Genomic DNA, 26538 nt, shown 5'->3' on the forward strand with positions numbered 1-26538 from the left:
CATTCTTGAAAATGAAGCTAATACGTTAAACGTCCTATGAAGTTCCTATTGTATCTCCACATAAACTCCAGATAGTACGGCTATAATGACTACCAGAGGTGATATTATGAAAAACTATCATATTCTCGTGGTAGAGGACGATCAAGAAATTCAGGAATTAATTAAACAATTTTTAATGACGCAGCATTATACAGTGATAGTCGCTTCAGATGGACTAGAGGGTATGACACAATTTAATAAGCAATCATTTGATTTAATTCTTCTAGATGTCATGATGCCCAATCTTAATGGGTTTGAAGTTTCTAAAATGATTCGAAGTCAGTCAAACGTACCAATTATTATGCTAACTGCGTTGGAAGAAGAGGAAGATCAAATGAAAGGATTCGACCTTGGGATCGATGATTATATAACAAAGCCCTTTTCATTTCATGTTTTGATTAGACGAGTCGAAGCTGTACTTAGAAGAAGTTATGATAAAAATGTAAATAATCATTTGATATTTAAAGAAGTGCGTATTGATGTGGATGCATATAGAGTATATGTAAATGACGTTGAAATTATATTAACGACAAAAGAGTTTGAAATTCTACAACTACTATTTCAAAATGAGAGAAAAGTACTTACAAGAGAAAATATCGTAGAGAAAGTCTGGGGTTACGATTATTTTGGAGAAACACGAATAATTGATACACATATTAAAAACCTACGCAAAAAATTAGCTATCCCTTATATTAAAACAATAAAGGGTATTGGTTATAAAATTGATGAATAGTATTGTGAAACTCATGAAAATGAAGCAAATTACTTATAAACTCTTTATGACTACATCTCTCATTTTATTATCCTTTGCAGTATTGATTTATTTAACTTTATACTTCTTTCTCCCTACGTTTTATGAGCAATATAAAACAGATCAACTTCAAACAGGGATAAACGAAATCATTGATAAGTCTAAAAATCTTACGTTTCAAGATGCGATACCACTTTTTGATGAATACGCCAAAAAAAATAATGCGATGCTTTATCTTCAAAATAAAGAAGGAGTAATTATTTACTCTCCTTCATTTTCTTTTATTCAAAGTGGTACGCAAAAAACAGTAGTTACTAAAGCAACACGATTCGAGAATGCAAGTACCCTCAGCAATTCATATAATGTTACGAAACCAATTCAATTCCAAGATGGTAGTTTAACGCTTATAGTGTTTGCTACATTTCAACCGATTGATGAAGCTTCACAGGTTTTAGTACGCTTTCTCCCCTATATTAGTATCATTGTGCTCGTTATTGGTATAGGGAGTGCTTATTTTTATTCCAGGTTTATTACAAAGCCACTTATTTATATTAATGAAGGTGCACAAAAGATGGCAAATTTAGATTTCTCCGAAAAAATTGAGGTTCGCTCTACAGATGAGTTAGGAGAATTATCTAATAGTTTGAATGACATGTCTATTAACTTACAACAAGCTATGTTTGATTTAAAAAAAGCAAATGAACAATTAAAAAATGATATTGAAAAAGAAAGAGAAATAGAAACAAAACGCAGAGAGTTTTTTGCGATTGTAGCACATGAATTAAAGTCCCCTCTTACTGTAATGAAAGGATACTTAGAAGGAATGATATACAATATTGGCCCTTATCAAAATCGCGATCAATATTTAAAGAAGAATCATCAAATTATTGAAAGTATGGAACAATTAGTTCGTGAAATTTTAAGCGTATCGAAATTAGAACAACACACCTTCAAACTAAAAGTAGAGAAAGTTAATCTTTCAAAATTAATAGGTACAATTACAAAAGATCTCGAATTTTTTGCTTCTCAAAAAAACATCGAAATAATAAAAGAAATTGATTTTGACCTTTCTATTTATACAGATTGTGCTCTTTTAGAAAAAGCATGTAAAAATATTATACACAATGCGGTTATGTATTCACCACATAATGAAAAAGTCTATATAAAGTTAAGTGAGGATTCGAAACAAGGTCAAATCAAAATGCAAATTATAAATACAGGTGTCAATATTAAAGATGAAGATTTACAACAAATTTTCAAACCATTTTATCGAATTGAAAAATCGAGAAATCGAAATACTGGAGGAAATGGTTTGGGGCTATATATTGTTAAACAAATTCTTGAAACACTAGATATAAAGTATTCAATGAAAAATATGGAACATAGTGTGCAATTTTGCATGAGTATTCCATTATCTAAACATAAAAACAAACAAACTCTCCTTTAAATAGGACGAGTTTGTTTGTTTTTATAGTAAGTATAAACTTATTAACAGGTTTTTCATTTGATGATATGTATGTTCTTAGAGCTGCTTTTGATAAGCAATCTATGCAAGATCTTCTTGGGAATTTAATAGTTGTTCGCCAATCTACCCTGCATTTACTTAGAAGCTTAGATAAAGAAGCTTGGTCACAAAGAGGAAATGCGAATAATTCTGAAGTTACAGTTCGTGCATTAGCATACATTATTGCTGGTCATGAGCTTCATCATCTTCAAATTATAAAAGAACGTTACCTTGGTTCTGATTTATATCCAGCAACTTAATATTTGAAGAAAATGAGTCCTATTTATGTAGTGCTCTTTTTCAGTATTTATAACGAATTAGCGCTTAGAACCATGGCAATTAAATGCATTTATTTATAAAATTCACCACATAATATTTATGCTATCCCTTCTTATTCTGTACATAATTTTCTTTAGGCTGATATACTATAAACGCAATAGTTCTGGAAAGGTGATGATAGTATGTATGAACAACAAAATAATAGAGATAGAGATCAAAAAATGATGTTTTCTATGCAAGGAGTTCCCACAAATAAAATTAACATGCATCAATTACCTAAATGGATTAGAATTTTTGGCTATTGTGCGTTTGGTTGGATAATAGTATTTAGTTTAATTATGATTGTAGGTTTAATTCTGCAATAACTATACAGAGTAGGTAAACGGGACGATATTTAGGTCATACATCTAGGTAATGTCCCGTTTTTTATGTGTGATTATCCCATGATATAGGTAACCAATTATAATAAAAAGAACCTGTAGAATATCCTACAAGTTCTTTTTATTATATTATTAAAACGGGAACAACAAACTATTTTAACATTCAGTACAGGGAGACCATTTTGATTATGGCTTGATTTTATTATAAATCAAATATAAGCTTTTGAAAGGTCTAGATTTTGAAAATTATGTGAATTAAAAAGCTACGATGTTTATATTAGATTTCATTTACGACCAACTTCTTCTTACTTAAATACACTGCACGATCTGATTTTTTAGCAACCTCCTGTGAGTGCGTCACAACAATAATGCATTTATTCTCTTTATGTGCAAGTTCTTGAAATAGTTCTATTATATCCATTGCAGTTTCCTCGTCGAGGTTTCCTGTCGGCTCATCTGCAATCAGTAAATCAACATTACAAGATAGTGCTCGAGCAATTGCTACACGCTGTTGTTGTCCGCCGCTTAGTTGCAGGACGTTTCGTTTCGCTTCAACTTCTGTGAGTCCTACCCTTTCTAACAATTCTAATGCTCTTGCTGTTTTATTTTGCACTTTAACACCCGTAATTTCCATTGCTGTTAAGACATTTTGAAGAGCTGTCATATAGGTTATCAAATTATAAGATTGGAAAATTACAGATACATTTTGATTACGGTATCGATCCAAGCCAATTTTTCTAATATCTTTACCATTATACAGTACATAACCATTTTTAGGGACATCCAGTCCACAACCTAAGCTCAGAGTTGTGGTTTTACCAGATCCAGATGGTCCTAAAATCGTGTAGAAATGTCCTTTTTGAAAAGAAAAGTTAACATTATCTAGTATCGCTACATTTTTCCCATTACTTTCATAATAATAATCCAAATTTTTAAACTGTAAAATCGTCTCCATATTAAGCCTCCTCATTCATCTTTTAAAAGAATTTGTTTTGGGTTTAAACGTAGAATAGATAATGCTGGAAGAAGCGTTGCTATTATAGCAATAGCTAGTCCAATTCCACCCATTTTCCCTACATCTTCTCCTGTTACACTTACATCAATTTTATCAATTGGTTCTTCTTTTTGATTTTGTAGAGTACCACCAGATCCAGCCATCATTACAGTACCATGTTGCGAAGTATCTGTTTCTTCGCTTGCAGTAGCAATTTCATTCGAAAGTAAATTATCTCCGATATATTGAGAAACTTTAGCTCCTGTTGTTATGGATAATCCAAATGCTAAAATAGCGACACACACTACTTCTACTACGAATTGCGCTATCAATTTCCACTTTTTCTCTCCAATAGACAATAGAATTCCCATTTCTTTACGACGTCCTTTAATTGATAGCATAATGATTAATCCTAAAATAATTGCACCTGCAATCGATACAATATAAATAATCATTTGAGAAGTCGAAGAGATATTTTCGATAGGACCAATCATTTGCTTGTACAATGAATCATGCGCATCTAATTTATAATAATTAAAATCAATGTTAGATTTTTTTGCTTCTTTTTTAAATACATCAATATATTGTGGATCATTCAAGAAATACACGACTTGACCACTACTTATACCTTGGTCTACTTCTAATTTTTTCATAGTTGAATGCGGCATATATAGTTTATTAGCTGGATCCATAATAGGAGGAGCCTGTTGACCCATTGCTTGCTCATTTGTTTCGTAAATGCCGATAATTTCAACCTCAAGAGTTTCCTTCTTATCCCCTGATTGTACTTTAACTTTGTCTCCTACTTTCAAATTGTTTAATTCCGCTAATCGTTTTTCCATTAAAGCTACATTCTGATCTTTCATTTGCTCTGTTATTGGTTTTCCATCAATGATTTTACTTTTTCCGTTTTTAAAGCTTTCTTGTAATGCAGTCTTGCGAACTCCCTCAATCATAAAAGAAGCATTCATATCTATTTCTGTACCAGAGCTTGAACCGCCTCGCGCAGCCGTCATTCCCACTTTACCTTTTCCTTCTTCTTCTCCTTCTGAAGCTCCTACTAGTTTAAGCCCATCAGAAATACCGAAAGTGTTAGCTATGTAATTATAATCTTTTACATACTTGGACTTCGCTAATTGATCTGTTTCTTTTGCATCGAGCTGCGGCGGATTTGGCATTTCTCCAGTTTCCTTAGCTTTTTGACCTATTTTGTCGAAATCAAGACCTAAAGTAACATCTGCACCAAGTTTTTTTCTTGCAGCATCCGCTGCTTTTTTTGATGCATTTTGGATTGTGAAACCTGAAAGAACCAAATTTGTAACAATCAGAAAAACTGCCATCAAAATTAATGATGTTCCTATCCTTTTTTTCATACTGAGAATTGCTCGTTTCATAAAATTCATTTTTCTTACCTCCTTGATAACTTGTATTCTATATAGGTTATCTAGAGTTTATATGGAGCTAATCGGTAGTTTAACTAGAGATATAAGGAGTTTATGTGTAGTTATTCATTTACCTGTTCAAGAAAAACTAGAACACAAATTCAAAAATGCAGTCGTTTTTGAATATTGGTAAGGAGTTAGTCAATTTAAGAGACTTATAGAAAAGAGAGGTTAAGCTTAATTTAATGTATATAATATAAAAAATATATTTATTGTATAATTTCTATACAATAAATATAGAGAAGCTATTTGTGAATATCTAGATGGGAATTGTTAAGTTCCTCATAGAAATTACATCTTTTAATAAGAAAAGAAACAAGTTAACATTCTTTTATAAGGATAAGAATATTAACTTACTTCTTAAATTTTAGTATAAATTATTTATTGTAAGCTTTATAATATAATATGCAAATTTATCACCTATTTTTATAATTCAAGCACCTACTATTAGGAAAAGAGAATATTTCCTAATTAATTTAAAACATAAATTTTGTCTATGTTTTAAACAATATGTATTTTGGAGGAGGTTAATTTGATTTTTTCAAAACTCATTGATCGGTACTCCTTATATGATTTACACAAAAAAAGAAGTGTAGCGTTTCAGTTTACTTCCCTTTCTAACACTTCATTAAATATAAAGAACATAGAATCTTTTTATAAAGTAAAACCATCACATTTTCATTTTGACATTAAGCATTCAAAGCAGGAAAATGAATACATAGTTGGGCAATTCAACTATAAAAGTTCGGTTCAATCCGGTGATTCACACAACGACTCTGTAACTGGGGAATTATTCTTACATAAAAATGAAAATGCACCTCATGTTATCTTTGTTCACGGTTGGAGAATGGATTCTAACGAACGTGTGAAAAAAATATTCCACGATCATATGACCAGCCTGAAGTGGAATATGTATTATTTCACTCTACCCTATCATTTTGAAAGAAAACCCGATCAATCCTTATTCAGTGGAGAGTATATGGTAAGTGCAAATATTGAACGAACATTACAAGCAACTAGACAAGCGGTAGCTGATTTACGAGCTTTGATTAAATGGATTAAAGCAAATAAAAAGGGGCCCCTGATTCTAATAGGAATTAGTTTAGGCGGATTTATTACTAACTTAACCTCTCTTGTTGAAGAAGAAATTGATGTATTAGCATCCATTTTCTATGCAAATCGACTTTCTTATTCGATTTGGAATACAACTCCAGGTAAATTTATTAGAGAAGACTTGGAACATCATGGTGTTACGTATGATGATTTAATAGATTATTGGAAAATCACTGAACCGAGTCAAGCATTGCCAAAAGTAAAAAAAGAAAATATTTTATTAATTTCAGGTAAGCATGATCTATATGTGCATTCTGAGGATACAGACTACTTGTGGGAATCTTGGGAAAGACCTCCACGATATATTTATAAATGTGGGCATGCCGGGATCGTTCTTAAACGTAAAAAAATTGCAACTGATACTATTGATTTTATTCAAAATCGATTGAACTCCTCACACTTATCCAATGTCATGCCTTAAATCGCGAGATTACTAAGTACAAAATCTTATACTTGTAATTTTTCATTTTTTAACCAATCACATATATAAATCATCGTCACGCTAATCCATACACGATTAGAAAATGAAAGATATCCTAATGACATATTAAAAAGAGAAGAATCTTGATGAGTTCTTCTCTTTTTGGTTGTTCTTTATTGAATTATAATTTAATTACAGTATGTGAAATTATGCTCTATTAATTTTAAAAGCGAAGTGAAGGTTGTTTTCACTTCGCTTTTTTCATTTGCAATCCTTGTTAAATTTGCTCAATGCAGTATTTATTTCCACATTCTTCGCTTTTATTTAATCGGTTTCTCTGTTTTTAAGACAAATGAACTTAATGCAGGAACTTTAATTTTATTGTCATGGACAACATAAAGTGGTGTACTTCCCGCCTGCTTCCCATCTACTAGTACTTTCCAAGGACCTTTCGATGGAAGTGTTATTTCAACAGCTTCTCTATTTGCATTGTGAGCCACTGTAAAGTATTCATTTTTATTCCCCTCTATTGTATAAGCTACAGTATTTTTCGGAGCATCAATAAATGATACGTGTGTTTTTATTTGCTCTGCAGATGTCATTCGAAAAGCTGAGTACTTTTTGCGTAATTCTATTAAACCCTTCATATAATCTACTTCATTATTAAACGTTGCACGGCGCAGCCAATCCATCTGGTTAATTGAATCTGGAGATTTGTAACTATTATGATCACCGTATTTCGTCCGCATAAACTCTTGCCCTGCATGTAAAAATGGAATCCCTTGTGATGTTAATAAAATTGAAGAAGACAATTTGTGCATTTGTTTTCGCATTTCTTCACTGTCACCTGGATTAGTTAACTCAAGTTTATCCCATAATGTATGATTGTCATGTGCTTCCACATAAGTTAATACCTGTTCAGGATCTTGATAGGTAGACGAATTTGTATCATAGTCAATACCTGCTGTAATGCCTTTTTTAATACGATCTTCCATGTTTTGCTTTCCATTTACAAAACCATTTTCCTTTTCCTCAAATACACTACCTTTCAACCCATCACGTATATTATCGTTAAAATGAGCAATCCCTTTCATTTTCTCTGCATTTTTTTGATTTGCTTTCAACTCAGCTGCAAGAGGTGTATTTAAATCCCATCCTTCTCCGTGTAGTATAATAGAAGGGTCAATTTGATTAACAGCTTTACGTATTTCATTCATCGTTTCATAATCATGAATACCCATTAAATCAAAACGGAATCCATCTAAATTGTATTCTTTTGCCCAATATGTTACGGAATCTATCATAAATTTCCTCATCATTTTTCTTTCTGAAGCAGTATCATTTCCTACTCCAGTTCCATTTGCAAATGTTCCATCTTCATTGTAACGATAATAATAACCTGGAACTAACTTATGAAAATTAGATTCAGCAGCATTATACATATGGTTATATACTACATCCATCACTACTCGAAGATTATTATCATGTAGTGTTTGAACCATTTGCTTTAATTCAGTTATTCGAACAGTTGGCTCATAAGGATTTGTAGAATAGGAGCCTTCTGGAACGTTGAAATTTTTAGGATCATATCCCCAGTTATATTGCGGTTCATTTAAAGTCTCTTCATTTACTGAAGCATAATCAAATATCGGTAAAAACTGAACGTGAGTAACACCAAGCTCCTTTATATGATCAAGTCCTGTTTTTACACCTCCTGGCCCTTTTGTTCCTTTTTCTGTTACACCTAAATACTTCCCTTTCTGTTTAATACCACTTTCAGGTTGAATGGAAAGATCGCGTACATGTAACTCATAAATAATAGCATCTTCCGGATTTTTAAATTTTGGCTTTTTGTTTGCTTTCCATTTTTTCGGATTTGTTTCTTCTAAATTAACGACTGCACCTTTATCGCCATTTACAGAAGCAGCACGCACATATGGATCAACCGCTTCAGCCCACTTATCACCAATTTTGACCTTATACGTATAAAAGAGCCCTTTTTGGTTCCCCTTTAGTTCTGCTGTCCAAGTTCCCTTTTCACCTTGTTGCATGTTTATTTCAGCACCTATTTTATCGTTCCAGTTTTTATATGTAACTAACTTCGCTTCGCTTGCAGTAGGAGCCCATAAACGGAACTTTGTATGTTGCGGAGTATATGTATTTCCTAAATCGTTGCCACCATAATAAAATAAATTATCAAATTCCTCGCTACGAATGACTTTACCAATTTCAGTATTCGTATCAGCTAAGTTTTCAATTTTAACTTTGTATGTTTGTTTTAAATCAATTTTCTGTTCCGTAATTATTTTAACCTTATTAGTAATATCTCCACTGTTTGTATCATAAGGAGTAATATTTTTAATTTTAATGCCTTCAATTTCAATTTTCTTTTCCTTAATATGAAACGGGACATTAGTCGTTACAGTAATTTCATTGAAACTATCAATAGTTGCTTTTTGAATTGAGAGATCCGATGAAGGCTTAGAGTTATATACTTTTTCATCACCCGAAAGAATCCATACTTCAGCACGACCGTCCTTTATATTTTCAATCCAACGATCCCCACCATCTTTTTCCCATTCATTTGTTCGAACTATAAATCCTACACGATTATAGTCACCGTCTATTTTTATCTTAGCGTATTTTCCAAATTCATCTTCACCAGTAAATTCATAAGATGTACCATTTGCATTTTCTCCCCATAACCAAAGATTCCAGTCTTTTGTATTTCCAAGCTTTTCTTTGTAATGAATGATAATTTCAGTTGTTTTCGAATTTGAAACTGCCTTCACACTCTGAAAAGAGAAAACAGATGATAACATAATGATTAAAGTAAGTAATAAAACTGTTTTGTTAATTAATCTTTTTGTAATTTGCACCACATACACCCTTTCTTCAAATATTACTAACGATTTATTATGCTTTCACTGAATAAAACTGCTTAAATTTATCTAGAAATCTCTTTAACTTCACCTCCATATTGGCTATTTTCACGTATGTATTTCAATGACCTTTTAATACGAAAGCGTTTGCATTAACGCTTAAAAAAATAGATTTGTTTATGCCTTCATATATTTGTAAATACTAAAAGATCAGGGAAATCATTTTAAAGCAATCGTTTGTTATCGCTTTCATTTTATAGACTTTCTATCAAGAGGTCAATATATTATTAATTTTCTGTTTTTATACACTTTAAACCTTATTGATTTGTCACTACTTCTTAAAGAGAAAGCGCCTCATTATTGCTTAGTCAGTTTATTTTCAATAATACATTGCTACGTAAAAAAACAGCTAATATCCTTAAAATGACATTAGCTGTTTTTCATAATGTATTAATATATGAATGAGAACTATATTTCTAAATTACTTAATTTTTGCTGCATCAAATGCTTTTTGAACTGCTTGAACTTCAGCTGTATTCGCACCATATTTATTAGTTGCCACTCGAATACATGCTGATCTCAATTCTTTGAAATTAGAAGTCATGTTTAACTCATCTGTATTTGCATAATAGAAAATATCAAACATTTTATCTTCACCAATTCCTTTAACAGTTACTCCGTTATGAGTTCCGCCTTTCGCAATGAGATACGCAACTTTATTAATAATACTTGAATTAAAATGAACACCGCCTTGATCCCATCCATTAAAATCGTTAAATTCACTGTAATCATCTGGATAAGGTACTCCTAGTGAAGATGGAACAGAAGCTGGGTTTTCCATATCACGGAAAACAGATCCTGTTTGTTCTCCCATTGTCCAGTTAAAGTTTCCATTATTTACGTATTTCTCAATAGATGTTCCCATAATATCAGATAATGCCTCATTAATCGCACCGGATTCCCCGTAATATTCAAGATTAGATTCGCTAGAAGTAACAGCATGAGTAAATTCATGTCCAGCTACGTCATATGCTTTAACAATAGGATCGCCATATACAAGCATACTTCCATTATTAGCACTTAATGCATTCTGCCAATTTTTCGGATCATTCGTCTCTTCAGAATCCCAAGCGTGTACAACTGAAACTACCTTTTGTCCCTTATTATCAAAGCTATTACGCTTGTATTTATCTTTATAAAAATCAAATACTTTTGTTGCTAAGTAATGAGCACTTACTGCTTTTGGATCGTTAAATGTTGCCGAAGTACTAGTCGCTAATGTACCAGGATAATAGCTTTCTTCTTTAGTAATATCTCTGTAATTCACATCATATGTTTCAATTCCTTGCCCTCTTGTATAATCAGCAAGAGCATATTTGCCATTACTTTGTTTAGAGATACCAAATGAACGAGAAATACCTAAATCATCTTTTCCTGTTCCAGTTAATGATGTAAGACTGCTTTGTTTACTTTTCTTTAAAGCTCCAACTAGTTTGTCACTGGCTTTTAAGTTAGATTCTTGTACCATATTTTTTAACATATCACCATTTTGTGCATTTACTAAATAAGTACCAGAAACATAGTTTGGTGTTGCAGCTTCAAAGGTAACTTGGTATGCATTTTTAGCTTGTCCATTATTTTCATCAACAAAAATAACCTCTTTAACTTCTGGCTCAGAAATAAACTTGAGATCGTTCCCGTACTTCGTATAAATAAATTGTTTTGCTTCATCTTTTGATAGATTAATAGGTTTTTTCAATTCTTCTTGTTTTAAATTTTGCGCGCTATCACCTGAAACACTTTTAATAACACCATTATTATCTACGTGTGCAGTTAATTGATGGCCATATACTTCTTTTCCTTCGTATGTTTGTTGCATACGCACAAGTGTAGTTCCATCATACGAACCACGTTTTTGAAGAACTTTATAATCTACTCCTGCTTCTCCATTGACTTGTTTTTGGGACAGAGCTTGTTCTGTTTTCTCCTTAAGTGCATCCTTTACTACATTTTCTGGTGCCTTTTGTGACGGTTGTGTAAGTTCACCCGAACGGAACGATTCCTCTTGAATTTGAACTTGTAGTTGATCTGTTTCCTCTGCATGACCTACGCCATATGGTGCCACAGCTGTTAAAGCTAATCCTGTTGTTAATGCTACCTTAGTTAATGTCTTTTTGTTTTTCATTATTTCACCTCGTATAATTTTTGAAATAGAAAGCTTGTACAAAGTATACTGTCTATTTCTGTCGGAAAAAAGAGAAAATACGAAATTTATGTAACATTATGCAAAATTACATAAATTGTGGTCAATATTATAAATAATGAACGGAACACATATGTACATTAATTCGAATAAAAGAGAATCCTTATAGACGCTCATCCAATTGGTTAGTTATTAATTATCTATATTCATTCTAATAAAAGTATACTTACATCTAAATAACAACATAAAAACCCACTCTTTACTATTGTAAGAGTGGGTTTAATGCTATTAAAATAACAATTACTATAAGAAACCTTATAATTTATATTTTTTTAGTAATCCTATTAAGTTTTTTATAAAATTCACCTTTTGTCTTTGTATGATTAAACTCATTTGGATTAATATTTGCTTTTTGTGAGAGTGCTACAATTTCTTCTTTTGAAATTGAGTCTTTCGTATTTATAGATGCTATATTTGTGTATTTTCCGTCTTCTGTTTTTGGAATTTCTAAAATCCCTTTATTCACGAGATCAACTACAGCCTTATGCTCTGAAGAATGTAAATCTACACCAGTAATTTTCCAATTACGCATAACTTTTGGAGTGTATACACCATTCTTTACCTCTTTTAAATATGTAATAGCAAGGTTACGAATGGTTCCGCCTGTTTCTCCAAATGCATTCTCTTGTTTAGATGACCAAATTTGTTCAAACTTACGCCCCTCTAAAGCTCCCCCTTTTGCCTGAAGAGCCTCCATTCTATATGCATTCATTCCTAGCGTCATAACATCGCTCATTTTGATTGGTTTGTTTGTACGAATAGAGCGTAAATTTGTAATTCTGCTTCCATATGGTTTTGTTAAGTCAATTTCGTATTTTACGCCTCCAAAGAAATCGTTCGTACTGTATTTAGATGCACGGCGGGTTTTATCAAAGCTAACGGTTACATCTCCGGCACGAGATGAGTTAAAATATCCTGCTGCCCATTCCATATAGTCTTTTAAATCTTTTCCAGAAATCTTATATACTGTAATTTCTCCCAAGGCATATTGGTAATTGTACGCAATATCTTTTTTCTTAATAGGACCTGTATCTAAACGGGCATAATCATTATCAATTTGATGGGCTACTACATCCGCTTTACTGTAGTAGAGCATGACTTCATGAAAGAAATCTGATAAAGGTGTTTCTTGAATCTGAACACTTGGAATACCCTTTATTTCATTTTCAGGAACAAGATTTCTACCCTTTAATTGAGCGACTACAACATTTGCATCTCCTCTCGCATATTCGTGAAAAGGTGTTAATGCTTCTTCAAGTGTAGGATCAGATAATATCGTTGTTCCATCAGCATTTTTTACAGGTATAGCGGTAGCAGTTTTATTTTTTAAAGTCAACTTCCCATCTTGCTTTGTAAAAGTAAGGTCAATACGTGAAATATGTGTTCCATATTTATCTGGTTCTGTAATAATTACGCCATTTACAACTTCTTTTTTTACAAGTTTATGCATGTGAGCCGCAAAAATAGCGCTTAGTTCCGGACAAGCATTTGCAATATCTTGAACACCAGTACCAGGGATACCATTCTCATTTTCTAATCCCATATGCATAACTCCTACCATTACATCTACTTTACCTTCTAATTCCTTAATTGCCTTTTTCGTCTCTTCTACCGGATTTTTCACCACTAAACCATCTAAGTGATCTGTCCCTTTTTCAAAATCACTAATCATTGGTGTATTCATACCAATAATCCCAACTTTAATTCCACCTTTTTCTACAATTGTATATGCAGGAAGAAAGCGCTCTCCATTTTCCTTATAAATATTTCCTGCTAACGTTTTTCCCTTATATTGCTCACTAACTTTTTTCAATGTATCTAATCCAAAATTGAATTCATGATTTCCAAATGCCCAGGCGTCATATCCCATTGTATTCATCGCTACCATCATTGGCGATTGTGGTTTATCGTTGAATAATTCTACTGAGTTTCCTTGAATTGTATCCCCAGCATCTACTAATATGGTATTTGGATTTTCTTGACGGACCTTCTTTATAACCGTATAAAGCTGCGTCAAACTTCCACTCATATTTGCTCCATCAAGCGCATAATCCCAAGGCATAAATCTACCATGAATATCTGCAGTACCTAACAATGTGATATTAACTTCAGATTCCTCAGCCTTAGAGATAGGTGGTTTGACTATTACTGCTGTTCCAAGCAGTAATAGAATTACAAAGTAACATACATAGTTCTTCCATTTCATTTTTTGCATAATAATAATATTTCTCCCCTTTTTGTACTTTCATAAAGTTGCTTGAACTTTAAAAATGTAACTTATTATTCAGGAAACTTCAACTACAAAAGATAATTTTGAAGGTGGTTCTGTTGCAAAATAAAGAGAATAAATTGCATACATCCCCTAACAGAATTGTATTTTATCGTTTCCTGACAGAATACCCCTTCCTTAAGCGTGTGAAGAGTACTTTCAAAATAAGGACATATCATTCATCATCATAAAATCATTATTTCAATTTACTAAAATTCGCATATAAAATATGTTATGATGATTATTTTTTTGAATTTCATTGTCGAAGTATTTCCTTCTCAATGAAAATACTTCCAAAAAAATAACCCCGCTCTTCATTTAAGACGGGGTTACACTTATACAGAAAATCGGATAGTTTCATATTTTCTTAAGCTTATTGGTTACTTTCAACTAATTTCATTCTATTTTTGTTTTCTTCTGAATCAATATGAATCAACCGTTTTCCCTGTTTATAATACGCATCAATAAATAGGGAATGATTTTTACTTTTCAATTTCACAAAGTAATTTTATCTCTTTTATTTGTGAAATATGACGCTGTTCATGTAAATAAATCAGTTCTATCCACTGATCAAGGGATAATTCTCCAAGAGCTGGATGCATCACTGCTTTTTTCGCTAATATAGACTCATCTTCTATTGTACTCAGGAAACGCATCAATTCTTTTCTTGATTCGTTTAGCATATTGAGCATTTGCTCCACTTCAAATGGTTCTATACTTGGTTCAATCATTTCTGGAGCTATAAACTTTTTCGTTCTATCTAATAAAATAGTGTGAATTTCTTTACGCTCATTTTGGTTACTATCTAACTTTTTTAATCCTGATGAAATAACTGTTATAACTCTCTCATCTAATAAAACTAAATGATGACAAACTTGTGCAATACTCCATTTATCCTTATCTGGTTTCCTATTAAATTGAGCATCACTCAACAAATTAATTTCCTCAACTAATTGATCTCTCGTTTCATAAAACTTGTCATTTACAAATGTATCCATGTGGATTCTCCTTTCATTGCAACCTACATACTTAAATTCCTACGCTAGAAATATTATCTTCAAAAAAAGTTTTTCTTTCACTACTATTCCAATTTCATTTTAAAGCTACAAATGAAATTATTTGTTTTTTATATCTTTTTAATTGGCACAAATAAATTAACCTTTAACTTTCCATCTAGATCTTCAGCAACATTATTTAAGCAAAACTCTAAATTATCTCTATCATAATCTGCATCATACTCACTATTTGGTAGCCACTCTGCATACATGTATTGATACGCTTCACTTAATTTATGAGGTTCATCATAGAACTGGTATAGACCATATGTACCTCCATCTAATCTTTTAAATTGCACATCATGATGCTTTTCTTTATCGAAGTTTTCAGGAATCGTAACACATGCATCATGCCGGCACTTATGACTTGCAACAAGTTCAGGATTATCTAATGATATTCCGATAAATGATTGCTCTGGTGGATAAAGTTTATTTTCAATTGACCAATTCAGTAACTTTCCCCAGTGATCTTGTGGTTCAAAGTAGCTACCAGTTCGTCTTATATATGCTACTTCTAATGGTGGAAATTTTTTTATAAAAACTTTCATTTACATCTTCTCCCCTATAAATATGTACACTGTTTATTTAGCTTTCTTTAAATATTTATTCCTTCTTAAATAAAAAGAATCCTCTAATCACATGAATTTTAATTGAAATACAATTGATTACTATTACTACTACTAAAGTAGTATGTACTTTCATACTTTTATTTGATTTTAAATTCTTTTTAAATCGATATATTAATTGTAAGAAAATAAAAAGGTGGAGGATTTTAATTGATTAAAGGAATATACGAAGCGCATTTACCAGTATAATGTCCTATCAATTTATCATTAAATAAATGTAAAAAATGACCCTATTTATTCATTTTTAATGCGTATGTATGTACATTTGTTAATTTATTCGATATATTATGGGTATTGAATGATTACGTGAAGTGTATAGGTCGCTTATATAACACCTTATATTTTTATATCCGTGAAAACTACAAAGTGTATGAAAATCCATTTGTCAAATGAATTTAGTGCGGAAGGAGGTTTGTGGTTACTTCATAGGGTATAATAATCAGTTTTTTACTGATAAAAATATAGGAGGCGACATAATGTTTCGTACGATTTCAAATTTCATGAGAGTAGCTGAGATAAGAAGGAAAATCCTTTTTACACTAGCGATGTTAATCGTTTTTCGAATTGGCACGTTTATTCCAGTTCCTCATACTAACGCAGAGGTATTAAAAGTACAAGATCAAGCTAACGTTCTAGGTATGTTAAACGTATTTGGCGGAGGAGCATTGCAACACTTCTCAATCTTTGCTGTAGGTATTACACCATATATTACAGCTTCCATCATAGTACAGTTACTACAAATGGATGTTATACCTAAATTTTCGGAATGGGCAAAGCAAGGAGAAATGGGCCGTAAGAAATCAGCTCAATTCACTCGATACTTTACAATCATTCTCGCATTCATACAGGCCATCGGAATGTCTTATGGCTTTAATAATATAGCAGGTGGACAATTAATAACAGATCAAAGCTGGACTACATACTTATTTATTGCGACAGTTTTAACTGCAGGTACTGCATTTTTACTTTGGTTAGGCGAACAAATTACCGCTAACGGAGTTGGTAATGGTATTTCGATGATTATCTTCGCAGGTCTCGTTGCCGCCATTCCAAATGTTGCAAATCAAATTTATTTACAACAATTCCAAAATGCTGGCGATCAGCTATTTATGCACATAATAAAAATTGTTTTAATTGGACTCGTAATTTTAGCGATAGTTGTTGGTGTTATTTACATTCAACAAGCTGTACGTAAAATACCGATCCAATATGCAAAAGCTGTTTCAGGAAACAATCAATATCAAGGAGCAAAAAACACTCATTTACCGCTTAAAGTAAATAGTGCTGGTGTTATACCAGTTATCTTTGCTTCTGCATTTTTAATGACGCCGCGTACAATTGCGCAGCTCTTCCCTGATTCAAGCGTATCAAAATGGTTAGTTGCAAATCTTGATTTCGCACATCCAATTGGAATGACACTTTATGTCGGTCTTATCGTTGCTTTCACATACTTCTACGCATTTATTCAAGTAAATCCTGAACAAATGGCTGAGAATTTGAAAAAGCAAAATGGATATGTTCCTGGTATTCGTCCTGGTAAAGCAACTGAACAATATGTAACTAAAATTCTATACCGTTTAACATTTATCGGTGCAATTTTCTTAGGTGCTATTTCTATATTACCGCTCGTATTCACGAAAATTGCTACGTTACCACCTTCTGCTCAAATTGGTGGTACAAGCTTACTTATCATTGTCGGTGTAGCACTAGAAACTATGAAGACGTTAGAAAGCCAGCTTGTAAAACGTCATTATAAAGGCTTTATTAAAAAAGTGAATTAATTATCAAAAACACAGTTGGTTATTTTTCCAACTGTGTTTTTGATTTTATCAGTCCTGTAATATACAGGGCTATTGCTTTATTAAACTACATCTCCTTCTCTAATAACCGCCCTTTTTTGAAATAAGTCCGTAGTGTTGAACGATTGGCCAAAAATACACCAATCAATATTAGACAAGCCCCCATTCCCATTGTAGGATTTAAAGGTTCTCCTAAAATGATATATCCCACAATTATTGCAATTAATGGTGATACATATAACCACGTCGATGGAAATACTGGATTTGTTTTTGATAAGAGCCAGTAATATAATCCGTGTCCACCAATCGATCCGATAAATATGAGATATAAAATAGGCCATTGCACACTCCATGAAGTTAATACGGTTACATTTGGTTGTTCTACAATAATAGATGCGATTAGTAGTAAAATCCCTCCATAAAACATTTGAATACCGTTAATAAGAAATGGTGATACATTTGATAAATCTGACAGTATTTCTTTCGAACGAATAGAGCCTATTCCGTAAAATAACTCCCCTATAACTAACACAATACAAGCAATACTCCATATGAAACTTACTTGTTGATGCATTCCTGGTAAAGAAACAAATATAACACCTGCTAGTGCAATAACTAAAGCAACGAGTTGTTCCTTTTGTAATTTCTCCCTATTCCTCTTTGCTTGTATTAATAAAATCATCATTGGTCCCGTAGCAGAAAGAACAGCAGCTAATCCCGAAGAAATATATTGTTCTGACCAATATAAACTTGCGAATGTCATAAATGTTAAACAAAATCCAGCATACATAATGCGTTTTGAAAATATATGTGGCATAATTTCTTTTCGCTTTAATTTAAAAATAATCATAAGGATTATGCCCGCTAAAAAGAAGCGAATTCCTGCTGAAAACAACGGTGGCGCCCCTGCTTCAATTCCAATTTTTATCGTTAAAAATGTTGTCCCGAAAATAATACATACTAAAATGTAATTAAAAATGACCATTTTGCTTCCTCCTTTTTACTCTTAGAATGAGTATAGAGGCTATGGTGTATAACAGTGTATCGGTACATATAACAGTTACTTCAAGTTGTAGTTGATTCCCTATATATTTTTCGCTTTAATTAAGTTAAAAAGAAAAATAGGTGAACCTATGAAAATTGTATTGCGTAAAGAAACAAACATACCGTATTACAAGCAAATATATATGCAAATTGTTGACAGAATACAAAGTGGTATGCTTTCACATGGTGAATCTCTTCCTTCTTTACGTTGTATGGCCACAGATTTACAAATCAATGTATTAACAGTTCGTAAAGCGTATAAACAGTTAGAAACGAAAGGGTATATACGCATCGAACAAGGAAAAGGTGCTTACATATATAAACGGGTAAAGAAAGATTTCAAACCAATTCCGTATAAATGGCAACAAATGAAAACGATTAATGTTATGCGTTCTCAATATGCAATGAATAAGCACCGTAAATATTATAATTTTTCACAAGCAATTCTGTATCCTCGTCTGTTACCAAATCCATTTTTGGCAGATGAAATGCATAAATTGCTGGATAAAAATCCGATGTTGTTAGCAACTTATGGGCCAGTTCAAGGCGATTATGAATTGCGAGTTGAAATAGCAAATTACTTAAATGAACACCAGAAATTAGTGACAGACCCATCTCAATTATTAATTACAAGCGGCGCACAACAAGGAATTGATTTAATTGCTCAAACATTATTAAAACCTGGAGATATTGTATTAGTAGAAAGTCCATGTTACAGTGCTGCGCTTGATATTTTCATCAATAAAGGTGTTCAAATCATTCCCGTTTCTCTTGATAATCATGGAGTTCGCTCCGACTTAATTGATGATATTTGTCAAAGTAAAAATCCCGTTTTATTGTATACGAATCCCACCTTCCAGAATCCGACAGGTACAGTAATGAGTAAAGAACGAAGAATGGAACTTATAGAACTATCGGAGTTATATCAATTTTTTATTATTGAAGATGATTCTTTCGGAGAAATATATTTTGAGGATGCTATAATCCCGCCCCCAATCAAAAGTTTTGATAAGGATGGCCACGTAATATATATAAAAGGATTTAGTAAAACGTTAGCACCAGGACTGCGTATCGCGGCACTTATTGCCGATGGTCCTATTTTTGAATGGCTATATGCAGTAAAAGGTTCAATGGATATCGGTAGTCCTTTATTAACACAGAAGGCACTTCTACCGTTTTTACGTGCAGAACGTATGAAAAACCATTTAGAAAAATTACGTACAGCTTTACAAATGAGACGTGATTTAACAATTGATATATTATCGCCATTAAAAGAACTACACTTTGAAATACCAAATGGAGGTTTTAATTTATGGGTGACACTACCTGATTCGATAGATCCCTTTACCTTATTACAAAAAGCAAATGAAGTAGATGTCTCTTTTTTACCAGGAACAGCTTGTCTATTAAATTACGAAACAAATGATAACCAATTAAGAATTAGCTATTCAATGTTAAACGAGAAAGATATGGAAATTGGATTAGAAAAATTACACGATACAATACGAAACAGTATTTGTTAGAAGTAATATCACAATAGCTAACAATAAATAATACTCGAAAATGAAAATGTATAGTATGGGATATTATTTATTGTTGAGCTTTTTCGTTATTCTGAACAACCGGTTTTAAAACTTGTCTTTCTTTTAATTCTTCAACAATACCATATTGATCAATAATAATTGCTTTCATTTCCTCTCCTCCTTGCTGTTTATTTTAATAACATACAATTATTTCTCAAAATTTTTTGCCTTGAATTAACATATAATTATTTTTGGGGGTAATTATGCAAGAAGCATTATAAAGTGAAACTTTAATCAACCCTCGCCAATCGGGTTTTTTCGGGAAGTTGGTCCCCTCCCAACTTCTTTACTTTCCCTGAATTTTAAGATGGGACTCTTACTGCCCAGCAAATAGCGGGATGAATTCCACCACGAATCTTACACACATCTTAGAATCATCCAAAACTGTTTTATTGATCAAATTCAAAAGAAATGGAGCTAACTATATGAGTGAAAAGATGTTTAAAATAAACGGAATTGATATATGTACAGAAAGCTTTGGAAACCCTAAGAACCCTGCTATTTTATTAATTATGGGTGCTACATGTTCCATGGTTTATTGGGATGAAGAGTTTTGTGAGCTGTTGGCTAGTACGGGGAAGTTTGTTATTCGCTTTGATAACCGTGATGTTGGGCGCTCTGTTGCCTATGAACCTAGAACTTCCAATTACACAGTAACAGATATGGCTGAAGATGCAATTGGAGTACTAGATGCTTATCATATTGATAAAGCTCACCTATTTGGCATGTCATTAGGTGGTATGATTGCTCAAATTGCCGCTGTAAAACATCCCGAAAGAATTTTGACGCTAACTTTACTAGCGACTAGTGTAATAGGATCTGATGACAATACTCGCGATTTACCTCCAATGGATGAAATGATTTTAACACATCATGTAAATGGCACAAGTATAGATTGGGCAAATAAAAATGATGTGGCAGAGTATTTAGTTTCAGGATCTCGTCTATTATGTGGATCAGAACGAATATTTGATGAAAATAGAGTTTATAAACAAGTAAAACAAGAAATAGAACGCGCAAACAATTTATTAAGTATGTTTAATCACGCTTTACTTCAAGGTGATGATGCATATGAAGGTGTACTTCAATCCATACAAGCACCTACATTAGTTATTCACGGAACAGACGATACAGCACTACCATTTGAACATGGCCTCGCACTAATTAATGAAATTCCAAACTCAGTACTATTAACCCTTAAAGGGGCAGGCCATGAAAACCATCCAGATGACTGGGAAAGCATAATTAATGCTGTTTCTAAACATACATCTAAAATTTAGATAAATAACTAATGGAAGGGTCACAAATTGTATTGTGCCCCTTCCATTTACAAACAAAACCCCATCACTGTATTCGTATGTATAGTGATGGGGACTTCTTATATTTTTCTATGTTTAAAAAAATGGACAATCTAATTGATCAACAGATTCCCATAATTTTTTTTTTGCATTTTCAGTGGATGTATTTGTGTCTAGTGTCATGTTTTTAAAAGGGTTTACTTCGACTTTTAATAAGGATGAAGGCTCCACATATAATGAGAAAACATGGCTGCTTGGTAAAGCTTTAGAAACGTCAATATCTCCTACTTGTTTAAATAGTTGCTGCGCAGCAAAGAAGAAGAAATTAGTTGGATTTGATTGTTTATTCAGCCACGCAAGCATTTCAGGTGATACCGATTTATGAATATTGATTTTTACTCGATCACCACGTTTATATCGCCTAGATCGCATACTTCCACCAACTAACTTATCGTTAAGTTTGTAAATCCTAACTCTTTTTGCTTATGCTCTCTATATTTTGGCGAACAAGTATAGACTAATAATCCTCGTGCATTTGTAAATAACGGATTATCTACAAAGATTACATTTTTGAGTCGTCCTTTTTGCTTTAAAATCATTTTTAAACTGTTTTTAATAATTACTGCACCCCCGCCATAAATAAACACGTATGGATCGTCTTTCATATCATCAATTTTATTTATAATATCTGTTGCAACACGCGCTGCTAAACCTAATAGCGCTGGCTGTGATTCCTCAACTAATAATGTATTTCTCGGATGCTTATCATTTAAATAAATTTGATTGAATTCTGTAATGCTATCAATCGTTTTAGTTGGATACTTCCGGTTCCATCTCGTAATGATTTGTAGTAACGTCTCTTTTACACCATAAGATAAACCTTTACTTAGTTGCGGACGGAAATTCACCCCTAATGAAACGACTTCTTCTGTCGTCCCTGCGCCAATATCAAAAGAGAGTAGAGTTTTATCTACAAAATCAATTTCAGAAACTTGATTTTGCTCACATTCTATTTTATGTTTCACAACATTTCCTTCTTCATCGTATACAATGCCCCACGTCCCAGAAGCACCCTCAGGTAGGCATTTACAATACTCAATTGAAACATTAATTGTCACATCGCGTCCGTTCGGATAATGGAAAATAACCTTATGATTTCCCATATAACGTTTTGCATTTTCAGCAGCTATTTCTTGTGTAATAAGCTGCATAGGAAGAGCGACAGATAAATCATAACGAATATTAATATGGCTAGAAGTTGGACTTTGACGCATAGCGCTTACCGCCAAACCTGATAGTATTGTAATAACCATTAACTCATCCGTTGACTTATTTGATTTCTTCTCTACCTCAGTACCTTTTAATTGATCTTGAATGACTTTTTCTCCAACGATGTATCGTACATTATTTAGCATTAACGATGGCGAACTTATAGTCACATCAATGTGGTTTTCTAATTCAGATAATGAAACATCTACCTCATCTAAGAGTCCTGTAGGCTCACCTATATATAAAGAATAAATACTCGGAATAAAAATAGGGTCTTGCCCTTTCACCATTAACTTCAAACCGTTGTTTCCTGCATCTGCACCAGCTTTTAAAAGTATAGACATAACTACCCCCTAAATTAATCTGACATCCCTTCCAAATATATGCGAGCCCATTCTTTTACATTCAAATGTATTGTAATTTTTTATTTATCATAGAACTAAAATATTACATACTTACATATTTCGTGTAAAAAGTATTTGACATGATACTTTTCCAATTTTATACTTATATTTGTAAAGAGTTTTTTACAATCGAGGGGGCAATTATTTATTGAATACTAAAAAAACTATTTTTATAATCATTGTTTTAGCATTAATTGCAATACTAGTACATGGCACATATAAATACATAACTGAAGGTTCTATTTTGGGCGGTACGATTTTTGCTATTTCGTTAATACTTAGTAATTTAATTAATTACATTACTTGGGGAGATCCCCACGGTGTATCAGAAGAAAGTCAAGATGAAATGGGACAACAAATTACATATAAAAGCTTTAAAATTGCATATTTTGTGCTTGTAATTGTAATGTTCCTTATATTAATCTTCTCTGAAGGATTTTCTATGGGGGCTAATTTAGATGGAGTAAAAAACCTCCCTCTGTTCATCGCAATTTGCTCTTCCTTCTTTATTTATCCTATTGTCGAACTCGTAGTTGCAAAACAATATAAATAAAAAGATGAGGTTTTCTACATGTAGAAAACCTCATCTTTTTATATTTACATACCCACTACAATTGCTTTTAATTTGTTCACAGTCCGCCAATTCCTAACTGTAGCTGGTGTATGTAACTTCTGAAACTGGTTCATTAATTTAGAATTTCGAATGCTATTTTTGAAAAACAAATAAACGACTTTCTCATCTATATAGCAATCTTCAAGTTCACTTTTAAATATAAGCAATTGACTACTCTCTTCTTCAGAAAGTACATTCGCTAAAAAAGCAACATGAACACTTTCTCCTTCTAACAATGAATGAACTTCATACGGACATTGCTTAATAATATTTATAAATTCATCATGTGTTCTTAGCATGACTGGAACATCGAAATCAAATTCATTTTTTATTTCCGTTTGTATTCGGTCTTTTAGAAAGTTTATATCTTCCTCAGATTCGAACACGATATTACCACTTTGTATATACGTTTTCACTTGTTTTAACCCTATTGATTCAAACACTCGTTTTAACTCAGCCATTTTGATTACTTTATGTCCACCGACATTGATTCCTCTTAGTAATGCAATATAAAGTGTCATACTATTCCCCCCACAATAAAATGAACTTATCAATTGAATCGATTTCCCCACTCATATTTCTCGGATATTTGTTTTAATTCTTCTAACATATCATGAATAGATAATACCTCAAATAAAATAATATACTCACTTGAAAAATGGTGATGATAATGATTTGGTTTATAATCTTTTAAATCATTTTTATAACTCCAAGTTGAGATATTAAAAAATTCACAAACTAACACTGTAAGAAAAACTGCAATCCCAGTTTTAATCACTCTTCCCCCAACGATATTCCATTTTCTATCTTGATTTATTTTTTATATCCTTCATTTTTATTTCATTTTATATACATATATTGTATATTATTAAAATAAAAAAACCTACTACATGAATATTCAAGAGTAAGTTTTCTATCTCATTATTTCATTATAGACAAATGCATTATTATTTGTTGGCCTATTGGTCCCATTCTTCTAAAACCTTTATCTTGGAAGCCGACTTTTGCATATAAATTTTGTGCAGGAATGTTTCTTTCATTCACAGCAAGTACAACTTCATTTTTTATTGGAAAATAACGTTTTACAAACTCTTCTAATAATAACAATGACTTTTTAGCGAATCCTTTTCTTTGTCTATTGTGATTAATAGAAAATGATGTTAAAAGTAAAGCATCCTCATTATCTGTGAACTCCTTTACTCTATCTCTCGTTTCCAATGCGAAAAGACCCACCGGTACCCCATTGTAATCTAAAATAACAATCACATTTTTTGTACGATCACTTTTTGCTTTCTCCAGTAATGCGCTTGGATCTGATGTAAACTGAACTTGTTCACTTGGTAAAGTAAATGTTTGTATAACTTCTTTATATTTCTCCTTATACGGAACTAATTGAATTTCCCCTGTGTGTATGTTCATGCTAAACTCTCCCATTTTTTAGCTTATTAACTTATACCTTGCTGTGCTTTTGAATGCACTCTTCCATCTAAAAAGGTAATTTCAACAAATGAATTTGGATTGTTTCCTTTCCAAGCAAAAATTTGTTTAATTTGTGTAGAATGTTCTACCCCTTCTTCTATAAGTAAATCTCCTTCAAAACCAATTAAATCTTTCACTTCTGTATAAGTCATCCCTTCATTTATACTCGAAAAATGATTTATATTGATAGACTCTTTCTGTTGCCTTTCCATCACAGTAGAAGAAGTTGCTGTTTGATTTTTCACTTCTTTTCTCTGTTCACACGCTGTCATACTGAAACCTAAGCATAAACTAAACAATATACATGCGCTTTTTTTCATCATAACAGTTGTCCCTCCCATCATAATTAAACCATATTTTTCCTTAAAAATAAACTGAATATTTAATATTATATTTAAAAACCTCGTACAATTAAGTACGAGGCTAATTTCATTTATTCAAATGATTATTTGATTGATCATCCTGTTCTTTTCTTAACTCTTGTTCTTCATCTTTTGGTAATTGTTTATCATTATCTTTAATTGGATTCGTTTCTCTATTTTCTATCATATCATTTGGAACTTGTGGCATTACTCGGCCCACAATAGCGGCTAATTCATCTAGTATACCTTCACCTGTTTTTCCTTTTTTAATTTGCTTTCCGATTTGTTTGAGCCGTTCATACGTATCAACATCTGCTACAACGACTGCATTAGCACCGTCAGGGTCATTTTTTAAACTTTCTGCAACAGAGTATTTAATTGATTCAACTCGAGTTCGATCAAGTTTTGCTTTTACATCAATACCTACAATAGCATATTTTCCAACAACGACCGCTGTTGCATCATTCACACCTGGCACACTTGCTGCTAAAGATGCTAAATGATCTGCTGCTTTTTCATTTGGCTTATTTGATTTATTCGTATAATTAACATTTTTCATTGAAACATTTTTTTGTTCCGGCTTTTCGTTTGGATTGTCTTTTTTTCCAATACTGCATCCAGTTATAACGAAGCAAAGCATCAATATATATATTAGAGTTTTCATTATTT

At 32.3% G+C, this 26538-nt stretch carries 22 protein-coding genes and 1 pseudogene; 9 read left to right on the forward strand and 14 right to left on the reverse strand.

Translation table 11 applies throughout. From position 1 onward, the window contains the following. Positions 1-106: 106 nt before the first annotated feature. The 4 genes and pseudogenes from AC22L0_RS09865 to AC22L0_RS09880 all read left to right on the forward strand — a co-directional run bounded on the left by AC22L0_RS09865 (position 107) and on the right by AC22L0_RS09880 (position 2938). Entirely contained in the window at positions 107-772 is a 666-nt protein-coding gene (locus tag AC22L0_RS09865; protein ID WP_000800726.1) for a response regulator transcription factor, read from the forward strand. 13 nt (positions 773-785) lie between these two features. Continuing rightward, the gene (locus tag AC22L0_RS09870) at positions 786-2237 is read left to right on the forward strand and encodes a sensor histidine kinase (protein ID WP_033690233.1); all 1452 of its coding nucleotides are present in this window, start codon (positions 786-788) and stop codon (positions 2235-2237) included. A gap of 41 nt (positions 2238-2278) precedes the next feature. After that, positions 2279-2554 (forward strand): annotated as a pseudogene (locus AC22L0_RS09875) (DinB family protein); the annotation flags it as partial. Between the two features lie 201 nt (positions 2555-2755). Next, positions 2756-2938, forward strand: a complete 183-nt coding sequence (locus AC22L0_RS09880) for a hypothetical protein (RefSeq protein ID WP_000273232.1) — start codon at positions 2756-2758, stop codon at positions 2936-2938. 292 nt (positions 2939-3230) lie between these two features. On the opposite strand, the gene AC22L0_RS09885 is transcribed toward AC22L0_RS09880, so the two are convergent. Both AC22L0_RS09885 and AC22L0_RS09890 read right to left on the reverse strand, forming a co-directional pair. After that, on the reverse strand, positions 3231-3908 hold the full coding sequence (locus AC22L0_RS09885) for an ABC transporter ATP-binding protein (protein ID WP_000447855.1): 678 nt from the start codon (positions 3906-3908) through the stop codon (positions 3231-3233). 11 nt (positions 3909-3919) lie between these two features. Beyond that, entirely contained in the window at positions 3920-5350 is a 1431-nt protein-coding gene (locus AC22L0_RS09890; protein WP_087967059.1) for an ABC transporter permease, read from the reverse strand. Positions 5351-5921: 571 nt separating this feature from the next. Between AC22L0_RS09890 and AC22L0_RS09895 the strand changes: the two genes are divergently transcribed. Continuing rightward, on the forward strand, positions 5922-6923 hold the full coding sequence (locus AC22L0_RS09895) for an alpha/beta hydrolase (RefSeq protein WP_139894523.1): 1002 nt from the start codon (positions 5922-5924) through the stop codon (positions 6921-6923). 320 nt (positions 6924-7243) lie between these two features. On the opposite strand, the gene pulA is transcribed toward AC22L0_RS09895, so the two are convergent. The 5 genes from pulA to AC22L0_RS09920 form a co-directional block, all read right to left on the reverse strand. Next, complete coding sequence (pulA, locus tag AC22L0_RS09900; RefSeq protein ID WP_087967055.1) at positions 7244-9802, reverse strand: type I pullulanase; 2559 nt, start codon at positions 9800-9802, stop codon at positions 7244-7246. A gap of 484 nt (positions 9803-10286) precedes the next feature. After that, positions 10287-11990, reverse strand: coding sequence for a M4 family metallopeptidase (locus tag AC22L0_RS09905; protein WP_087967053.1), 1704 nt, complete (start codon positions 11988-11990; stop codon positions 10287-10289). A 340-nt stretch (positions 11991-12330) separates the two neighbouring features. Beyond that, complete coding sequence (locus AC22L0_RS09910) at positions 12331-14283, reverse strand: bifunctional metallophosphatase/5'-nucleotidase (protein WP_001171075.1); 1953 nt, start codon at positions 14281-14283, stop codon at positions 12331-12333. 536 nt (positions 14284-14819) lie between these two features. Then, a complete protein-coding gene (locus AC22L0_RS09915) occupies positions 14820-15335 on the reverse strand; it encodes a DinB family protein (protein WP_487272251.1) in 516 nt (171 codons plus the stop codon). Positions 15336-15463: 128 nt separating this feature from the next. Then, positions 15464-15940, reverse strand: a complete 477-nt coding sequence (locus AC22L0_RS09920; RefSeq protein WP_000862353.1) for an AraC family transcriptional regulator — start codon at positions 15938-15940, stop codon at positions 15464-15466. Between the two features lie 554 nt (positions 15941-16494). Between AC22L0_RS09920 and secY the strand changes: the two genes are divergently transcribed. After that, positions 16495-17799: a preprotein translocase subunit SecY gene (gene secY, locus AC22L0_RS09925; RefSeq protein WP_000490135.1), complete on the forward strand. Its 1305-nt coding sequence runs from the start codon at positions 16495-16497 to the stop codon at positions 17797-17799. 85 nt (positions 17800-17884) lie between these two features. Here the strand turns inward: secY and AC22L0_RS09930 are convergent, their stop codons facing one another. Next, positions 17885-18802, reverse strand: a complete 918-nt coding sequence (locus AC22L0_RS09930; protein WP_000234333.1) for a DMT family transporter — start codon at positions 18800-18802, stop codon at positions 17885-17887. A 148-nt stretch (positions 18803-18950) separates the two neighbouring features. Here AC22L0_RS09930 and pdxR point away from each other — a divergent pair, with 148 nt between their 5' ends. Both pdxR and mleBCA read left to right on the forward strand, forming a co-directional pair. Beyond that, positions 18951-20384: a MocR-like pyridoxine biosynthesis transcription factor PdxR gene (gene pdxR / locus AC22L0_RS09935; RefSeq protein ID WP_000706791.1), complete on the forward strand. Its 1434-nt coding sequence runs from the start codon at positions 18951-18953 to the stop codon at positions 20382-20384. A gap of 485 nt (positions 20385-20869) precedes the next feature. Then, on the forward strand, positions 20870-21724 hold the full coding sequence (mleBCA, locus tag AC22L0_RS09940; RefSeq protein ID WP_087967048.1) for a BCA family alpha/beta fold macrolide esterase: 855 nt from the start codon (positions 20870-20872) through the stop codon (positions 21722-21724). A 114-nt stretch (positions 21725-21838) separates the two neighbouring features. Here the strand turns inward: mleBCA and AC22L0_RS09945 are convergent, their stop codons facing one another. Next, positions 21839-22174: a hypothetical protein gene (locus AC22L0_RS09945; RefSeq protein ID WP_001257760.1), complete on the reverse strand. Its 336-nt coding sequence runs from the start codon at positions 22172-22174 to the stop codon at positions 21839-21841. Between the two features lie 11 nt (positions 22175-22185). Further along, a complete protein-coding gene (locus AC22L0_RS09950) occupies positions 22186-23355 on the reverse strand; it encodes a ParM/StbA family protein (protein WP_000025622.1) in 1170 nt (389 codons plus the stop codon). Between the two features lie 208 nt (positions 23356-23563). Here AC22L0_RS09950 and AC22L0_RS09955 point away from each other — a divergent pair, with 208 nt between their 5' ends. Further along, complete coding sequence (locus tag AC22L0_RS09955; RefSeq protein WP_001093143.1) at positions 23564-23968, forward strand: hypothetical protein; 405 nt, start codon at positions 23564-23566, stop codon at positions 23966-23968. 44 nt (positions 23969-24012) lie between these two features. On the opposite strand, the gene AC22L0_RS09960 is transcribed toward AC22L0_RS09955, so the two are convergent. The 4 genes from AC22L0_RS09960 to AC22L0_RS09975 form a co-directional block, all read right to left on the reverse strand. Further along, positions 24013-24549 carry a DUF1697 domain-containing protein gene (locus AC22L0_RS09960; protein WP_087967046.1) on the reverse strand — a complete coding sequence of 179 codons (537 nt, stop codon included), beginning with the start codon at positions 24547-24549 and terminating at the stop codon, positions 24013-24015. Positions 24550-24949: 400 nt separating this feature from the next. Beyond that, positions 24950-25462: a GNAT family N-acetyltransferase gene (locus AC22L0_RS09965; protein WP_487272253.1), complete on the reverse strand. Its 513-nt coding sequence runs from the start codon at positions 25460-25462 to the stop codon at positions 24950-24952. 11 nt (positions 25463-25473) lie between these two features. After that, on the reverse strand, positions 25474-25830 hold the full coding sequence (locus AC22L0_RS09970) for a hypothetical protein (protein WP_000976447.1): 357 nt from the start codon (positions 25828-25830) through the stop codon (positions 25474-25476). Positions 25831-25936: 106 nt separating this feature from the next. After that, the gene (locus AC22L0_RS09975) at positions 25937-26533 is read right to left on the reverse strand and encodes a YhcN/YlaJ family sporulation lipoprotein (RefSeq protein WP_000854053.1); all 597 of its coding nucleotides are present in this window, start codon (positions 26531-26533) and stop codon (positions 25937-25939) included. Positions 26534-26538 lie beyond the last annotated feature (5 nt).

This window comes from Bacillus sp. LQ01 (assembly GCF_057624735.1).

Excerpts from the sequence above, each read along its gene's own strand:
- AC22L0_RS09865 (WP_000800726.1), top strand. The coding sequence starts at position 107 with ATGAAAAACTATCATATTCTCGTGGTAGAGGACGATCAAGAAATTCAG.
- AC22L0_RS09870 (WP_033690233.1), top strand. The coding sequence starts at position 786 with ATGAAAATGAAGCAAATTACTTATAAACTCTTTATGACTACATCTCTC.
- AC22L0_RS09880 (WP_000273232.1), top strand. The coding sequence starts at position 2,756 with ATGTATGAACAACAAAATAATAGAGATAGAGATCAAAAAATGATGTTT.
- AC22L0_RS09885 (WP_000447855.1), bottom strand. The coding sequence starts at position 3,908 with ATGGAGACGATTTTACAGTTTAAAAATTTGGATTATTATTATGAAAGT.
- AC22L0_RS09890 (WP_087967059.1), bottom strand. The coding sequence starts at position 5,350 with ATGAATTTTATGAAACGAGCAATTCTCAGTATGAAAAAAAGGATAGGA.
- AC22L0_RS09905 (WP_087967053.1), bottom strand. The coding sequence starts at position 11,990 with ATGAAAAACAAAAAGACATTAACTAAGGTAGCATTAACAACAGGATTA.
- AC22L0_RS09910 (WP_001171075.1), bottom strand. The coding sequence starts at position 14,283 with ATGCAAAAAATGAAATGGAAGAACTATGTATGTTACTTTGTAATTCTA.
- AC22L0_RS09915 (WP_487272251.1), bottom strand. The coding sequence starts at position 15,335 with ATGGATACATTTGTAAATGACAAGTTTTATGAAACGAGAGATCAATTA.
- AC22L0_RS09920 (WP_000862353.1), bottom strand. The coding sequence starts at position 15,940 with ATGAAAGTTTTTATAAAAAAATTTCCACCATTAGAAGTAGCATATATA.
- secY (WP_000490135.1), top strand. The coding sequence starts at position 16,495 with ATGTTTCGTACGATTTCAAATTTCATGAGAGTAGCTGAGATAAGAAGG.
- AC22L0_RS09930 (WP_000234333.1), bottom strand. The coding sequence starts at position 18,802 with ATGGTCATTTTTAATTACATTTTAGTATGTATTATTTTCGGGACAACA.
- pdxR (WP_000706791.1), top strand. The coding sequence starts at position 18,951 with ATGAAAATTGTATTGCGTAAAGAAACAAACATACCGTATTACAAGCAA.
- mleBCA (WP_087967048.1), top strand. The coding sequence starts at position 20,870 with ATGAGTGAAAAGATGTTTAAAATAAACGGAATTGATATATGTACAGAA.
- AC22L0_RS09945 (WP_001257760.1), bottom strand. The coding sequence starts at position 22,174 with ATGCGATCTAGGCGATATAAACGTGGTGATCGAGTAAAAATCAATATT.
- AC22L0_RS09950 (WP_000025622.1), bottom strand. The coding sequence starts at position 23,355 with ATGTCTATACTTTTAAAAGCTGGTGCAGATGCAGGAAACAACGGTTTG.
- AC22L0_RS09960 (WP_087967046.1), bottom strand. The coding sequence starts at position 24,549 with ATGACACTTTATATTGCATTACTAAGAGGAATCAATGTCGGTGGACAT.
- AC22L0_RS09965 (WP_487272253.1), bottom strand. The coding sequence starts at position 25,462 with ATGGGAGAGTTTAGCATGAACATACACACAGGGGAAATTCAATTAGTT.
- AC22L0_RS09970 (WP_000976447.1), bottom strand. The coding sequence starts at position 25,830 with ATGATGAAAAAAAGCGCATGTATATTGTTTAGTTTATGCTTAGGTTTC.
- AC22L0_RS09975 (WP_000854053.1), bottom strand. The coding sequence starts at position 26,533 with ATGAAAACTCTAATATATATATTGATGCTTTGCTTCGTTATAACTGGA.